Origin of the sequence: Kitasatospora sp. NPDC098663, assembly GCF_044760075.1 — a bacterium.
Lineage (GTDB): Bacteria > Actinomycetota > Actinomycetes > Streptomycetales > Streptomycetaceae > Kitasatospora.
In genome coordinates this window covers 147,898-162,481 of the sequence record NZ_JBIWAP010000019.1, presented here as the reverse complement: position 1 = coordinate 162,481, position 14,584 = coordinate 147,898, and the positions used below count along the sequence as shown (strand labels likewise).

At 75.0% G+C, this 14,584-nt stretch carries 15 protein-coding genes and 1 pseudogene; 4 read left to right on the top strand and 12 right to left on the bottom strand.

What is annotated here, in order from left to right; translation table 11 throughout:
• Positions 1–45 precede the first annotated feature (45 nt).
• A pseudogene (ligD, locus tag ACIQVZ_RS21900) lies at positions 46–924 on the top strand (non-homologous end-joining DNA ligase); the annotation flags it as partial.
• Between the two features lie 60 nt (positions 925–984).
• A complete protein-coding gene (locus ACIQVZ_RS21895; protein WP_402452257.1) occupies positions 985–1,839 on the top strand; it encodes a DNA ligase in 855 nt (284 codons plus the stop codon).
• Between the two features lie 18 nt (positions 1,840–1,857).
• Here the strand turns inward: ACIQVZ_RS21895 and ACIQVZ_RS21890 are convergent, their stop codons facing one another.
• The 10 genes from ACIQVZ_RS21890 to ACIQVZ_RS21845 all read right to left on the bottom strand — a co-directional run bounded on the left by ACIQVZ_RS21890 (position 1,858) and on the right by ACIQVZ_RS21845 (position 10,847).
• On the bottom strand, positions 1,858–2,442 hold the full coding sequence (locus ACIQVZ_RS21890; RefSeq protein ID WP_402452222.1) for a type 1 glutamine amidotransferase domain-containing protein: 585 nt from the start codon (positions 2,440–2,442) through the stop codon (positions 1,858–1,860).
• A 3-nt stretch (positions 2,443–2,445) separates the two neighbouring features.
• Complete coding sequence (locus ACIQVZ_RS21885; protein ID WP_350879420.1) at positions 2,446–2,751, bottom strand: PRC-barrel domain containing protein; 306 nt, start codon at positions 2,749–2,751, stop codon at positions 2,446–2,448.
• Positions 2,751–3,176 (bottom strand): hypothetical protein, encoded by a 426-nt coding sequence (locus ACIQVZ_RS21880; RefSeq protein ID WP_350879421.1) that lies wholly within the window; start codon positions 3,174–3,176, stop codon positions 2,751–2,753. Before ACIQVZ_RS21880 ends, ACIQVZ_RS21885 begins: the two co-directional genes overlap by 1 nt.
• A gap of 66 nt (positions 3,177–3,242) precedes the next feature.
• The gene (locus ACIQVZ_RS21875; RefSeq protein WP_350879423.1) at positions 3,243–3,710 is read right to left on the bottom strand and encodes a hypothetical protein; all 468 of its coding nucleotides are present in this window, start codon (positions 3,708–3,710) and stop codon (positions 3,243–3,245) included.
• 151 nt (positions 3,711–3,861) lie between these two features.
• The gene (locus tag ACIQVZ_RS21870; protein WP_402452217.1) at positions 3,862–4,485 is read right to left on the bottom strand and encodes a GNAT family N-acetyltransferase; all 624 of its coding nucleotides are present in this window, start codon (positions 4,483–4,485) and stop codon (positions 3,862–3,864) included.
• A gap of 137 nt (positions 4,486–4,622) precedes the next feature.
• Positions 4,623–5,336 carry a TNT domain-containing protein gene (locus ACIQVZ_RS21865; protein ID WP_402452215.1) on the bottom strand — a complete coding sequence of 238 codons (714 nt, stop codon included), beginning with the start codon at positions 5,334–5,336 and terminating at the stop codon, positions 4,623–4,625.
• Positions 5,337–5,561: 225 nt separating this feature from the next.
• Positions 5,562–6,884 carry a geranylgeranyl reductase family protein gene (locus tag ACIQVZ_RS21860; protein WP_402452213.1) on the bottom strand — a complete coding sequence of 441 codons (1,323 nt, stop codon included), beginning with the start codon at positions 6,882–6,884 and terminating at the stop codon, positions 5,562–5,564.
• Positions 6,885–7,274: 390 nt separating this feature from the next.
• A complete protein-coding gene (locus tag ACIQVZ_RS21855) occupies positions 7,275–8,375 on the bottom strand; it encodes a calcium:proton antiporter (RefSeq protein WP_402452211.1) in 1,101 nt (366 codons plus the stop codon).
• A gap of 91 nt (positions 8,376–8,466) precedes the next feature.
• Complete coding sequence (locus ACIQVZ_RS21850; RefSeq protein ID WP_402452208.1) at positions 8,467–10,089, bottom strand: protein kinase; 1,623 nt, start codon at positions 10,087–10,089, stop codon at positions 8,467–8,469.
• Positions 10,086–10,847, bottom strand: a complete 762-nt coding sequence (locus ACIQVZ_RS21845) for a serine/threonine protein kinase (protein WP_402452206.1) — start codon at positions 10,845–10,847, stop codon at positions 10,086–10,088. The genes ACIQVZ_RS21850 and ACIQVZ_RS21845 overlap by 4 nt, the downstream gene beginning before the upstream one ends.
• Before the next feature lie 283 nt (positions 10,848–11,130).
• On the opposite strand from ACIQVZ_RS21845, the gene ACIQVZ_RS21840 reads away from it, so the two are divergent.
• Both ACIQVZ_RS21840 and ACIQVZ_RS21835 read left to right on the top strand, forming a co-directional pair.
• Positions 11,131–11,538 carry a hypothetical protein gene (locus ACIQVZ_RS21840; RefSeq protein ID WP_350879432.1) on the top strand — a complete coding sequence of 136 codons (408 nt, stop codon included), beginning with the start codon at positions 11,131–11,133 and terminating at the stop codon, positions 11,536–11,538.
• A 276-nt stretch (positions 11,539–11,814) separates the two neighbouring features.
• Complete coding sequence (locus tag ACIQVZ_RS21835) at positions 11,815–12,597, top strand: glucosamine-6-phosphate deaminase (RefSeq protein WP_063350602.1); 783 nt, start codon at positions 11,815–11,817, stop codon at positions 12,595–12,597.
• Between the two features lie 77 nt (positions 12,598–12,674).
• Here ACIQVZ_RS21835 and ACIQVZ_RS21830 read toward each other — a convergent pair whose 3' ends face one another.
• Both ACIQVZ_RS21830 and ACIQVZ_RS21825 read right to left on the bottom strand, forming a co-directional pair.
• Positions 12,675–13,805, bottom strand: coding sequence for an aminotransferase class I/II-fold pyridoxal phosphate-dependent enzyme (locus ACIQVZ_RS21830; RefSeq protein WP_350879433.1), 1,131 nt, complete (start codon positions 13,803–13,805; stop codon positions 12,675–12,677).
• 7 nt (positions 13,806–13,812) lie between these two features.
• Positions 13,813–14,541, bottom strand: coding sequence for a transcriptional regulator (locus tag ACIQVZ_RS21825; protein WP_402452203.1), 729 nt, complete (start codon positions 14,539–14,541; stop codon positions 13,813–13,815).
• Positions 14,542–14,584 lie beyond the last annotated feature (43 nt).

Below are 14,584 nucleotides of genomic sequence, written 5' to 3'. Positions count from 1 at the left end.
TGCGGGGGCCACGCACAGGCCCACCCAGGCTCCGGGGAGCACCCAATGCCGCAGCTCACGGTGGACGGGCGCACCCTCGCGCTCTCCCACCTCGACAAGGTGTACTACCCGCGCACCGGCACCCTCAAGGGCGAGGTGCTGCGCTACTACGCCGCCGTGCACGACGCCCTGCTCCCCCACCTGCGCGACCGCCCGGTCTCCTTCCTGCGCTGCCCGGACGGGGTGGAGGCCGAGGTGTTCATCGCCAAGAACCCGCCGGCCGGAACCCCTCGCTGGGTGCGCACCGTCGAGGTGCCGAGCAGCGGCGGCGACCTGCGCCAGGTGGTCCTCGACGACGGCGCCGCGCTCCTCTGGGCCGCCAACCTGGGCTGTCTGGAGCTGCACGTCCCGCAGTGGCACGCGGCCGCGCCCGGGCTCGCCGACCGTCTCGTCCTGGACCTCGACCCCGGGGCGGGCGCCTCCGTCCTCACCTGCCGCACCGTCGCCGTCCTGCTGCGCGAGCGGCTCGCGGCGGACGGCCTGGCGGCCTGGGTGAAGACCTCCGGCTCCAAGGGCCTGCACCTGCTCGTCCCGATCGAGCCCACCCCCAGCACCCGGGTCTCGGCGTACGCGAAGGCGCTCGCCGCCGCACTGGAGGGCGACCACCCGGAGCTGGTGGTGCACACCATGGCGAAGGCCCGGCGGGCCGGCCGGGTACTGGTCGACTGGTCGCAGAACAACGCCAGGAAGACCACCGCCGCGCCATACACCCTCCGGGCCCGGCCGCTGCCGACGGTCTCCACCCCGCTGACCTGGGCCGAGCTGGAGCGCGCCGGCACGGCGGACGACCTGGTGTTCACCCTCGCCGAGGTGCCGGATCGCCTCACCGCCCACGGCGACCTGTTCGCCCCGCTGCTGGACCCGGAGCGGGCCCGGCCGCTCCCGGCCGGCCCGGCGACCCGGCCGGAGCAGCCCCGGCAGGTGCTCCACCCGCCCGTCGAGGTGATGCGCCCCGCCGCCGTCACCGCCGTCCCGCCCGCCGGCGGCCTGGGCGGCGCGGGCGTGCAGTACGAGCTGAAGCTGGACGGCTTCCGCTGCGTCGCCTTCGCCCGCGGCGCCCGCCCGCCCGTCCTGCAGTCCCGCACCGGCCGCGACCTCGCCCCCGAGTTCCCGCCGATCGCCGCCGCCGTCGCCCGACTGCCCGAAGGGCTGGTGCTGGACGCCGAACTCGTCGCCTGGCGGGCCGGCCGGTTCGCCTTCGGGGAACTGCTGCGCACCCGCCGGGCCCGGGCCGCCGCCCCGGACGTCGTCCTCGGCCTGATCGCCTTCGACCTGCTCGCCCTGCCGGGCCGCGACCTGCGCCGGCTGCCGCTCACCGACCGCCGTCGGCTGCTGCTCGCCGCCCTGGCCGACGTCCCGCCGCCGATCCAGCCGGTACTGGCCACCACCGACCGGACGGAGGCGCTGGACTGGATGACCCGCCTCGCCGACACCGGCGTCGAGGGCCTGGTCTGCAAGGCCGCCGGCTCCCCCTACCGCCCGCGCGGCGCCGGCCGCGCCTGGGTCAAGTACCGCCGCAGCGACACCCTCGACGCCACCGTCCGGGCCTTCACCGGTCCGGCCTCCCGTCCGCACGCCCTCGTCCTCGAACTCGACGACGGCCGGGTGCTCCTCAGCACCCCCCGGCTCACCCCGGTCCAGGCCCGCGAGGTCGCCGAGGCCGCCCGCCCACTCGCCGGCCCGCCCGTCACCGACCCCGAGCACGGCCCGGTCCACCCCCTCACCGGCCCGCTGCGCGCCGAACTGGCCCTCACCGGCCGCCCACCCGCCGCCGCCTTCGTCCGGCTGCGCGGCGACTGACCGCCCCGGGAAGGGGGTTCAGCCCTTCCGCCGCTTCGCCGCGTGGACGAACTCGGTGACCAGGGTGTCGTTGAAGACCGGCAGGTCGGCGGGTCGGCGGCTGGTGACGAGGGGGCCGGGGCCGGCGCGGCAGACGTGCACCTCCTCGTCCACCCAGTGGGCTCCGGCGTTGCGCAGGTCGGTGCGCAGGCTCGGCCAGGAGGTGAGGGTGCGGCCGCGGACGGCGTCGGCCTCGATCAGGGTCCAGGCGGCGTGGCAGATCGCGGCGACCGGGCGGCCGGAGGCGCAGTAGGCGCGGACGAAGGCCACCGCGGCCTCGTCCAGCCGCAGCGCGTCGGGGCTCGCGACGCCGCCGGGCAGGACCAGGCCGTCGAAGGCGGACGGCCGCGCCCCGGCGACGAGGAGGTCGACGGCGAAGGTGTCGCCCGGGGCCCGGTGCCGGACGGCCTGGACGCGGCCGGGCCCGGTGGACAGCAACCGCGGGGTGCCGCCGGACTCGGCCACCGCCTGCCACGGCGAGGTCAGCTCGACCTGCTCCGCCCCGTACGGCGCGACCAGGAAGGCGATCGTCCGGCCGGTGAGCGTGGTGGACGGCCAGCCCATGGCTCAGTGCCGGTGCGGGTCGCAGGCGGAACCCAGGTGGACGGCGGCGGGCGGGGCGGGGCTGAGCCTGGCGCGCGGGCAGTCCAGGTGGACGGTCAGCTCCAGGTGGTCGATCCGCGACACCAGGCCGACCGGGACGGACAGCCTGGTGCCCGCCACCCAGGGCCCGGCGTCGACCAGCAGGTGGTCCCCGGTGTCCTGTTCGACCCGGCCGAGCGGGCCGTCGGTCGCCTGCACCTCGTACCCGGTCAGGTTCAGTTCGGCAGCGTGGTGGGGGCCCGGTCGGTACTCCCACAGGTCGGTGGTCATCACGCCTCCGGTTGGTCCCAGGGGCGGCGTTCGCGGCGCTCGTCCCGGTCGGGGGGTTCGGCACGGCGTTCGCCCCGGTCCCGGCCCGCAGCCCGGTCCCGGCCCGCGGCCCGGCGGCGCAGCAGCGCCGAGGTGGCGATCGCCGCCGCCACCGAGGCCGCCCACACCAGCCCGAGGGCGGTCAGCACCGCGGTGGTCGGGGTCCGCACGCCGATGCTGAGGCAGATCGCGGACATCACCAGGGCGGTCAGCACCACCCCGGCGGACAGGCGGCGCCCGACGCCGCGCAGCACGCGCCGGGCCCGGCTCGGCGGCTTGGCGCCCATCGTGCTCAACTTCCGGTCGAGGCGCGTGTCCTGGCGCAGATCGGACTCGATCTCCTCAAGGAGCCGTCGCTCCCATCCGCTCAACGCGGGTCCGTCCATCTCGGTCACCTCCGACACTTCCGGTGACGTGCTCGCACCCGGGCGGTTGCCCGGTCCGGGCAGGCGCTAACCGCTCAGGGGGCCGCCGGTTACGGCGTGTGGTGCGGCGCCGGCGGCGGCGCCCACGGGGCCGAAGGCCCGGGGACGGGCCAGCAGGCTGTCGTCCAGGACGCGCAGCAGGGCGTCGGCGTCGCGGTGGACCTCGACCGCGCCCGCCGCCCGCAGCTCGGGACCGGCGTCCACACCGGCCGCCAGCGCGACGCACGGCACCCCGGCCCGCCTCGCCGCCAGCACCTCGCGCACGCTGCCGGCCACCGCCACGGCGTGCGGCGGTGTGCCGCCGACCAGTTCCAGCGCGGCCCGCACCGGGTCACGCCCGGGGGCGGTCACGGTCAGGGCCGGTGCCCCGCCCGGCCCGGGCCCGGTCAGCACGACCGTCCAGCCCCGGGCGGCGCACTCGCGCAGCAGTTCGGCGGAGCCGGCCGGCGCAGGGCGCCAATCGGTACCGAAGAGAGCCGCCGAGATCACCGTCATGGCCGACCGTTTCCCTTCCCGGGCCACGCACCGTACGCGCCCTTCCAGGTTAGGCCGCTCCCCCGCCGTGCGCGCAGCCTGCGGCCCACCGGTTTCCCTGCAGCGGGAGGACCGGCGCGGCGGCCGGTCGTCGGCCGGTCGGCGAACCCGGCTACCCGGCGTCCGGGTCGTTGGCGAGGCGGGCGTGGAGGTGCTCGTCGACGTGGTCGCCGTCGCCGTAGCGGTAGGAGGCCCGGGTGGTGCCCTCGTGGCGGAAGCCGCCGCGGTCGGCGACGCGGCAGGAGGCCTCGTTGCCGACCGCGTGCCAGAGCTCGATGCGGCGGGCCTCGGCGGTGGCGACGGCCCAACGGGTGACGGCGGCGACGGCACGGGTGGCGATGCCCCGGCCGCGGGCGGTGGGGAGCAGCCAGTAGCCGACCGTGGCGATGCCGTCCGACTGGTCGGTCCAGCCCAGGAAGGCGTTGCCGTGGAGGGCCCCGTCGAGGGCGTCGGTGATCGCGAAGGCGGCCGCGCTCCCTTCGGCCCAGCCGGTGTCGCAGCGGTCGAGGTAGGCCTCGGCGCCGGCCGGGTCGGCGATGCGCAGCGGGTTCCAGCGGGCGATCTCCGGGTCGGCCGCGGCTGCCAGCAGGGCGGGGACGGTGCCGCCGGGCACGTCGAGGGCCCGGCCCCAGGGGCGCAGCACGACGTCGCCCAGGTCGAGGGTGGCGGGCCGCAGGACGCGTCGCTCGGTGGACGTCTCGGTGGAGGTCTCGGTGGAGGTCTCGGTGGTGCTCATCCGGCTTTCCTATCCCGCCCGTTCCGGTTCCCGCCAACGAATTCTCCCGGCGGGGAATCCGCCCCCCGCCACCCGATGGCTTCCGGTGAGCGGGGCGGCGCACGGCGGGCCCGCCGTGCGCCGCCCGGACGGCCGGGTCAGACGATCCGGGACAGGTACCCGTTGTCGACCAGCCAGAGCACGTTCAGCTTGGCCGGGCCGCCGGGCACCAGGGCCGCGTCGAGCTGGTACTGCAGGCCCCAGCCGGGCTGGCCGAACCACGGGGCGATCGGGCCGGCGTGCACCTTGAAGGGCTTGACCACCTTGTAGTCGTGGTAGTTGCAGCCCGCCGGCGGGGTGCCGTCGAGGCTCTGCGGCGGGATCGAGCGGGTGGAGTAGGGCAGTCCCTCGGGGGCGAGGAAGGCCCCGTACTCGCTGCCGTAGCGGTCGATGTTCTGGTTCGGGTAGAGCGTGAGATCGAACTCGACCGGGGTGCCGTCGGGCAGGGTGACGTAGCCGTCGGACGGCGGGTAGATCCAGCCGCCGGCGCCGTTGTTGCCGGCCGGGTCGTAGTAGGTGGTGAGGAACTGCTGCTCGCTCAGGGAGCCGGTGCGCTGGTAGCCGACGAGTTCCCTGCCGACCCGGCCGGTGGTGGGCAGGTCGGCGGGGCCGAGCCGCTTGTCACCCTGGTGGAAGTCGGCGGAGCACTCGTCGGCGGGCGTGGCGGCCCGGGCGGAGGTGCCCGTGGTGGAGGTGCCCGCGGTGGCGGTGCCCGCGGTGGCGGTGTCGGCCGCGGCGGCCGGGATGCTCGGGGCGATCAGGGCGGCGGCCGCGGCGAGTGGCGCGACGAGCAGGCGAAGGCGAAGGCGCACGGTGTCTCCGTCGTGAAGGGGGGGTCGCACGGAGGGGGCGTGCCGCTCACCCTCCGTGTCCGTTTCGGCACCAGGCAAGCGGATCAGCTGATCATCCGTCAACACGACTAGGCCGACGGCGTACCGAATTCTCCGGTTCCGGCCAACCCCGGGACACCGGACCGGTTCACCCGAAAGAATGAGCGGTCCGGCACCGGTCCGGACACCCCGCGCGGCCGGCCCCCGTCAGCGCCCCGGCGCGACCCGCCCGACCAGGTGCAGCAGCCGGTCGAGGGCGTCCTTGGAGTTGGGCTCGGTGAGGTTGACCATGAGCCGGAACGCCACCTTCAGCAGCGCCGGGTGGCCGAGCCCGGCGGCGCCGGCCGCGCCGAGCAGCCTGGGCCGGCCGAGCAGGTCGGCGGCGAGGCGGCCGAGCGCGAAGTAGCCGGCGTAGGCGGAGCGCAGCGCCTGCGGGTAGGCGCGCAGGGCCAGTTCGCGGCCGCGGTCGGTGCGCCGGGCGAGGGCCTGGACGATGGTCTCGGCGGCGTAGCGGCCGGATTCCATCGCGTAGGCGATGCCTTCGCCGGTGCCGGGGCTGACCGTGCCGCCGGCGTCACCGATGAGCAACAGACCGTCGGCGTAGTGGGGTTGGCGGTTGAGGCCCATCGGGAGGGCGGAGCCGCGGACGGGCTCGGTGACGGCGTCGGGGGTGTAGCCGTACGCGGGCGGCAGGCTGTCGCACCAGCGGCGGAGCAGGTCCCGCCAGTCGAGGTCGACGTGGGCGGTGTCGAGGACGCCGAGGCCGACGTTGGCGGTGCCGTCGCCCATGCCGAACACCCAGGCATAGCCGGGCAGCAGGCGGCGGGCGGGGTCGCCCGGGTCGCGCAGGTCGAGCCAGGCCTCCAGGTAGCGGTCCTGGTGGCGGGGGGTGGTGAAGTAGGTGCGGTAGGCGACGCCCATGGCGCGGTCGGTGCGGCGGTAGCGCTTCATCGCGACGGAGAGGCGGGTGGAGTTGCCGTCGGCGGCGACCACGACCGGCGCCTGGTAGCTGACGGGCCGGCGCTCGTCGCCGAGCTTCGCGGTGACGCCGGTGATCCGGCCGCTCCGCTCGTCCACCAACGGGCCCGCCACGTTGGCCCGTTCGATCAGCCGGGCGCCGGCCGAGGCGGCCCGGCGGGCGAGCAGTTCGTCGAAGTCGGCGCGCCGGCGGACGAGTCCGTGGCCGGGGTAGGCGGACAGCTCGGGCCAGTCGAACTCCAGCGCGCGCCGGCCGGAGATCAGCCGCAGCCCCTGGTTGTGCAGCCAGCCGGCCTGCTCGGAGACGTCGATGCCGAGGTCGGTCAACTGCTTGACGGCGCGCGGGGTGAGGCCGTCGCCGCAGACCTTCTCGCGCGGGAACGCGGACTTCTCCAGCAGCAGGACGTCCAGGCCGGTGCGGGCGAGGTGGTAGGCGGCGGTGGAGCCGGCCGGGCCTGCGCCGACCACGATGACGTCGGCGTTCTCCTCGGTCCGGACGGGCCGGGGGGGCCGGCTGCCGTCTGCGGGCACCTGCTGCTCTGGGCCGGGCATCACGCACTCCCACGGGGTCGGATCGACTGCGGGCCCGACGGGGCCGCAGGGGCCCGGGACGGACTCGGACAGGTCATTCGGACAGGTTCGTTCGGACGGGGACATCCGGACGCGGCCGGACTCGGCGGTCCGAGACGGACGATAGAGAACCACGGCACCCGCCCGCCGCCCCGACACGCGGGCCCGCCCCGATGACCGGTCAATACCGGCCACCGGGGCGGCTGCGCGGCCACCCGCCGGGCCGGAGCCCGCCGTTGGCCACCACGGTGAAGGCGGCGCCCGGCCCGTCGGCGGGCCGCCGCCCGGCACACTCCCCCTGGAGACCACGGAGCCCCTGGTTCCGACGGCGGTGTCGGACGGCAGGGGCTCCGTGGAACTGCTACGGCGGCGTCAGGGGTTCAGCGCCAGCACCACGTAGGCGGCCAGCACGGCGAGGTGCACGGCGCCCTGGAGCGGGGTGGCCCGGCGCGGGATGACCGTCAGGGTGCCGAGCACGATGGTCAGGGTCAGCAGCACCATGTGTGCCGGGCCGAGGCCGAGGTCGAGCGGGCCGGAGAGCCAGGAGGAGGCGATCGCGACGGCCGGGATGGTCAGGCCGATGCTGGCGAGCGCCGAGCCGAGGGCCAGGTTGAGGCTGGTCTGCACCCGGTTGCGCAGGGCCGCGCGCAGCGCCGCGATGGTCTCCGGCAGCAGGACGAGCAGGGCGATCACGACGCCGACGACGGAGTGCGGCAGTCCGGCGTCGTCCACGGCGTGCTCGATGGTCGGCGAGACGCCCTTGGCGAGGCCGACCACGGAGACCAGGGCCACGCCGAGCAGCAGCAGGCTGATCCAGGCGGCCTTGGCGGTCGGCGGCGCGGCGTGGTCCTCCTCGTCGAGCACCCGGCCCTCGGGGGTCACCGGCAGGAAGTAGTCCCGGTGCCGGAAGGTCAGGGTGGTCACGAACAGCCCGTACAGCACGATCGAGGCGGTGGCCGCGAAGACCAGCTGGGTGGTGGAGAACTGCGGACCCGGGGAGCTGGTGGTGAAGGTCGGCAGCACCAGGCTGAGGGTGGCGAGGGTGCCGATGCAGGCGAGCGCGGCGCCGGTGCCCTCGGCGTTGAAGACGGCGGTCCGGTACTTGACCGCGGCGACCAGGATGGACAGGCCGAGGATGCCGTTGCAGGTGATCATCACGGCGGCGAACACGGTGTCCCGGGCCAGGGTCGCGGACTTGGAACCGCCGTCGGCCATCAGCGTCACGATCAGCGCGACCTCGATCACGGTGACCGCCACCGCGAGCACGAGCGATCCGAAGGGTTCCCCGACCCGGTGCGCGATCACCTCGGCGTGGTGCACGGCGGCGAGCACCGCGCCGGCCAGAAAGCAGGCGACGACGCCCACCACCCAACCGGGCAGGTCCCGGTGCCAGGTCAGGGCCAGGACGACGAACGACACCACCGGAACGACGACGGTCCATTGCGCGGCGGCCGCGCGGAGCTTCGTGATCATGCCGCCGAGCATCCCAGACCGGGGGCCGCCCACCCGGTTGCCCGCGCCGGGATACGGGCGGATGTGGCACAACTCATCCCGTTTTGCCTGGTCACCCGCCGTAGTCGGCGAGGTACCGGAGCACCTTGTCGACGTGTGGGCGGACCCGTTCCGGGACGCCTCCGGCGGCCGCCACGGTCTTGTCGCTGGTCCGGTAGGCGGCGGTCACCAGGGCCGGCAGGTCGCGGGTCAGACCCCGGTGCTTGATCTGCTGGTCCAGCCAGCAGACGTAGTTGCCCATCGCGGCGATCGCGTCGCCCGGGTCCAGGTAGGACTTGGGGCCGTCGTGGGCCGCCGCCTTCGACCAGGCGTCGAAGACGGCGGGCGTCCACATGGCGATGCCGTACTCGCCGGTCTCGGGGCGGGCCGCGTTCGGGTCGAAGCCGCTCTCGGCCTTGAGCATCGCGGCCAGCAGCGCCGGGGTGATCTCGGGCTCGGGGCAGCGCCGGGCGGCGAGCTCGATCATGCCGCGGTAGGCCACCGGGACGTCGGAGCCGGCCGGGATCGCGCCGGGCAGCGGGGGCGCGGCAGGGTGGACGGCCGGGTGGGCGGCCGGGTGGGCGGCCGGGTGGGCGGCCGACCCCGCGACGGGTACGGCGGTGCCTCGCTCCGCGGCCTCCGGCTCGGGGGCCCCGGTCAGGGCGAGGACGGTGGCGGCGCAGGCCAGCAGGCCGGTGGCGGCCCGCAGGGCGCCGCCGCGGCGGCAGGCCGGACCCGCGCCGGCCCGGGCGACCAGCGCGGCGAGGTCGGTGCGGGCCCGCTCCTCCCGCCCGGGGGCCAGGCAGGCGGTGACCACGGCCCGCCAGGGCCCGGGCAGCGCCTCGTCCAGCCTCAGCGGCGCCGCGCCGCGCGCGTACGCCTGGGCGGCCAGCGAGCGGGCTCGGGCGGTGGCGCCGAGGAACGGGTGCAGGCCGCCGGTGAGCACCTGGTGGGCGATCACCCCGAAGGCCCAGATGTCGGCGCTGGGGCGCACCGCGACGCCGCGCGCCCCGGTGCGCTCGGACCACCACTCGGGCGGGACGTGGTCGGGCGAGCCGAGCGGCGGCGCGTAGGCGTGGGTGCCCTCCAGTTCGGCGGTGAGGCCGAAGTCCGCGATCTTGGCGGTGCCGTCGGGCATCAGCAGGATGTTGGCCGGTTTGAGATCCCCGTGCACCCAGCCGCCCCGGTGCATGTGGGTGAGCCCGGCGCAGACCTCGGTGAGGACGCGTTCGGCGCCGGGCACCGGGGTGCCGGGGCGGGCGGCGGCGAGGACGTCCTGGAGGCTGCGGGCCGCGCGTTCCATCACCAGGGCGACGGCGCCGTCCAGGCCGGGGTGGGCCGGGTCGTCGACGACCGTCACGGCGAGGGTGCGGATCAGGTGGGGGTGGTCGGCGCGGCGGCTGAAGCGCATCTCGCTGCGGGCGGCCTCCGTCATGGTCCGGCACTGGCCGGGGCTGAGCCGGGCGGGGCTGAGCAGTTTGACGGCGGCCGGGGTGCCGTCGGGGCCTTCGGCCGCGTACACGCTGCCCCAGGCGCCGGCCCCTAGGTAGGCGCCGGTGCGGTAGCCCGCGAGCCGGTAACCGGCCGGTACCTCGAACTGCTGGTCCGGCAGGGGCCGGCCCTTCTCCGGCAGCCGCTGCTCGGACGCCGGATCGTCGGGCGGCCGCCCGTCGGGCGCCCGGCCGGCGGGCCTCACGGCCGGGCGGCCGGGCGCCGGGGCGGGAGCAGGGCCAGGTGCTCCTCCCGGACGAGGTCGAACTTCAGCGCCAGGGCCGCGAGTTCCTCGCGCTTGCCGCCGCCGGGGCCGTCCTCGTAGGGCTCGCGCAGCCGCAGCTTCGTCCACACCAGGTAGTCGATGTGGTAGTTGACCGCCGAGCGGGTCAGCCCGTGGCAGGAGGGCAGGGCACGCAGCCGGGCCAGCACGTCCGTCACACCGGGGACGACGGCGGCGGAGGGCGAGCGCAGCCGGGGCTCACAGAGCGCGAGCAGCACCAGGAAGTACTTGGCGGTCGGGTCGAGGGCGAACGGGCTGACGGTGAGTTCGCCGCCGACGCCGCCGGCCCGGCTCTCCAGGTAGGCGTGCTGCGGGGCGAAGACCTTGAACGAGGCGGGTTCGCCGAGGGCGGGCAGCAGCACCCGGGAGAACTCGAACGGGACGGGCGCGCCGAGTCGGCCGGGCGCCACCTTGACGTGCTCGCCCGCGCCCTCCAGGTTCTCCACCACGTAGGTGGCGGAGGTGCTGAAGTTGGACAGCCGCCAGTAGTCCTCGGCGGCGGTGACCTCCCCCGCGCGCCGGGAGACGCCCTGGTCGGGCAGGGGGATGGGGGCCGGACGGCCGGGCTCGCCGCGCCCGAACGCCGCGGCCTCGCCGGGGCCCATCCGCAGCAGGCCGGGCGGTTCGCCGGGCGCCATCACGGGCTCCCGGTCGGGCAGTTGCACGATGACCGTGTCCACGCAGGCACCTCCGTGGTCCGGGTCGATGCTAACGGCCCGATTCGCCCCGACGGCAGTTCGCCACCCGGACGAGTGAAGGAGCACCACCAACCCGGCTCAGGCGTCTCCGAGTTGCCTCCAGGGCCGCTCACCTGCCGGTCCGTCGACCGCTCGACGGGTGGTTGCAGCACGTAGTTGAATGGTCACCTTGAGTGTGACGCAACACACACACGGCATGTCCACGTTCTGTGCAAGACTCATCTCAAGGAATGAGATCCCCTTAATTTCCAAGGAGGTTCATATCATGCGCGCTCGGATCGCAGCTGTGACGATGATGGTGGCAGGGATAGCAGGCCTGATGGCCGGACCGGCCATCGCGGCCCCGGCGACGACCGAGAACGAAGCGGTGGCCTGCGCCTCCGTGCTCAACACGCCCTGCATCTCGCACCAGCACGACGGTGAGGGCTTCTTCGGCGTCGCCCAGGTCTCCGCCGACCCGAACCAGTTGACGATGGTTCAGGTCGAGGTGCGGACCCAGAAGGCCTGGGGCAGCCCGTGGGAGACGATCGCCTCCGCGACCACCGTGCGCCTGGGCTCCGCGAAGGCGGTCACCCCGCGCGTCGTCACCACCGACCTGCGGATCATCTGCGCCACCGCCGGCCCGGCGCTGCAGGCGACCCAGCAGGTCACCACCTGTACCAACCCGTTCTGACGGACCCCGCCGCTCCACTGGCACCAAGGTCCTCGATCGACCCGACCCACCCCACCCGCCGGGGCGCCCGCGCCCCGGCTCCAGGGCCGGCCGCCGGCGCATCCGGCGGCCGGCCCGTCGGCATGTACCGCCCTCGCAGGGCGGCTCCCGACGGTCCGGGGGCGGGCAGAGCGGCTCCGACCAGGGCCCGAGTGGACCTGGGGCACCCGTTCACGGCAAACTGGTCTAGACCTCAAGGGTCTAGACCAAGCACCCGGCTCAGAACGGTGGACCAGTATGGAAATCGTGATCGTCCCTGACGCCTCAGCGGCCGGCGAACTCATCGCCGCGGCGATCACCGATCTGCTGACCGGCAAGCCCGAGGCCCTGCTCGGCGTGGCGACCGGCTCGACGCCGCTGCCGATCTACCAGGCCCTCGCCGAGCGGGTCCGCGACGGCCGGCTCGACGCCTCCCGGGCGCGCATCTGCCAGCTCGACGAGTACGTCGGCCTGCCCGCCGGCCACCCCGAGTCCTACCGTTCGGTGGTGCTGCGCGAGGTCGTCGAGCCGCTGGGCCTGACCGAGGACTCCTTCCTCGGCCCGGACGGCAACGCGACGGACATCGCCGCGGCGGCCGCCGCCTACGACCGCGCGCTGGCCGCGGCCGGCGGCGTGGACCTCCAGCTGCTCGGCATCGGCACCGACGGCCACATCGGCTTCAACGAGCCCTGCTCCTCGCTGGCCTCCCGGACCCGGATCAAGACGCTCACCCGGCAGACCCGCGAGGACAACGCCCGGTTCTTCGACAGCCTCGACGAGGTCCCGCACCACGTCATCACCCAGGGCATCGGGACCATCCTGGAGGCGCGCCACCTCGTCCTGCTCGCCACCGGCGAGGCCAAGGCCGAGGCCGTCGCCCTCTCCGTCGAGGGCCCGCTGTCCGCCGCCGTCCCCGCCTCGGCGCTGCAGCTCCACCCGCACGCCACCGTGGTGGTCGACGAGGCCGCCGCCTCCGGCCTCAAGCTCGCCGACTACTTCCGCGACACCTACGCCGCCAAGCCGGCCTGGCAGAAGCTCTGAGGTCAGCGGGCCCGTTCGGGAGGCAGTCGCCTCCCGAACGGGCCCGACCCACATGTCCTTCCAGCAGCACCCGGCGGTCAGCGACCGCGGAGCCAGTCGCCGAAGGCCGCCAGGGCGGGGCCCGGGTCGCGGCGCCCCAGGCCGATCCGGAAGCGGTCGGCGGGGGCGGGCGTCAGGTCGGAGTGGAACATGCTCGCGGGCAGCAGCAGGACGCCCGCCTGCTCGACCAGCGCGGTGCAGAAGTCCTCGACCCCGTCCGCCCCGAGGTAGCGCGGGTAGGCGACGCAGCCGCCGTCCGGGGCACGCCACTCGAAGAGGTCGCCGAACTCGGCGAAGAACGCGTCGAACCGGGGCAGGTTCTCCGCGATGATCGCGCGGTTGCGCGCCAGGATCTGCTCGCGGGCGTTGATCGCGATCCGGGCCAGCACCTCGCTCGGCGCCGAGTTGCAGATCGTGGTGTAGTGCTTGGCCCGCTCCAGCCGGGAGCGCAACTCCCGGTCGCGGCAGGCGATCCAGCCGATCCGCAGGCCGGGCAGGCCGAGCGACTTCGAGGTGACGTTGAGCGAGAGGGCGCGCGCGGAGAGGTCGGCGGCCTGCGGCAGCGCCCGGGCCGGGTCGCGCTCCAGACCGCGGTAGACCTCGTCGGAGAAGAGCCGGATGCCGCGCTCGTCGCACAGCTCCACCAGACGCGTGAAGTCGGCCGCGTCGATGACCTTGCCGGTCGGGTTGTTCGGGAAGTTCACCGACAGCACCCGGGTGTTCGGGCGCAGTGCGGCCGTGACCGCGTCGAGGTCGAGGGCCCAGTCGTCCTTCTCGTCCAGGGCGACGCCGGTGACCTCGCAGAGGGAGAGCGGGATGGTCTCGGCCGACTGGTAGTTGGGGGTCACCACCACGGCGTGGTCGCCACGGTCGAGGAGCACCTGCATGGCGAGGTTGAGCCCCTCCTGCGCGCCGCCGAAGCAGAGCACGTCGTCGGCGTCGACCTCCTGGTACATTCCGGCGATCGCGCGGCGCAGCTCCGGATCACCGTAGGTCTCGGTGTAGCCGAGGGCGAGGCCGTCCCAGGCCCGGCGGTCCTCGGGACCGGCCAGGGCGAGGAGTTCGGCCATCGTCATGGTCTGGGCGTCGGAGGCGGCGAGGTGGTGGCGGGCGCTGAACTCCCAGCGCGAGAAGTAGGTTTCGAGCCGGAAGTCGGGGAGCCTGGTCATCTCTCTGTCACTCGCTCTCGTCGGCGTCGGCGCCGGTGTCGGTCTCGGTGTCGGGGTGCCGGTGCCGGGGTTCGGGGGGCTGCCGGTCCTCAGGGGCTTGCCGGGGCTCGGGGGTCTGCTTGAGCTCGGCGAGCAGGGTGTAGGCGGTCGAACGGGAGACCCGCAGTGCGGTGGCGACGGCCGGGACGGCGCGGCGGACGGCGAACACCCCGGCCTGGTCGAGTTCGCGCAGGACGGCGAGCCGGTCCTCGCGGCCGAAGCGTTCGAGCGGGCGGCCGTGCTCGCGGACGTAGCCGCCGATCACGTCGTTCATCCGTTCCGTCCAGTCGCGCTCGAAGAGCGGTTCGGGGCGGGGCGCGGTGGGCGCGGCGAAACCCGCCAGCAGGGCGGCGGCGTGCTCCAGCGGGCCCCGGTCGAGGTTGACGCAGAGCACCGCCGAGGGCCGTCCGGCGTCGTCGCGCAGCACGGCGCTGACGGAGGAGAGCCGGCGCCCGTCGGGCAGCAGCTTCTCGTAGGGCCCGTAGACGTCGGGGGCGGACGCGTCGAGGGCGTCCAGCTCGCCGAGCAGCGACGGGTCGCCGGGGGCGCGGGGGGTCATCGGGTTCCAGATGGCCAGCACCCGGTCGGCGGTGGCGTCGTGCAGCACCACCTCGGCGTACGGCCCGAGCAGCAGGGCCACGGCGCGGCAGACCGGTGTCCAGGTCCGGACGCGCGGGTCGGGGGTTTCGGTGGTCATGTTCGGACTGTACGTCCAAACCAGACGTTTAGTCCAGATGGTG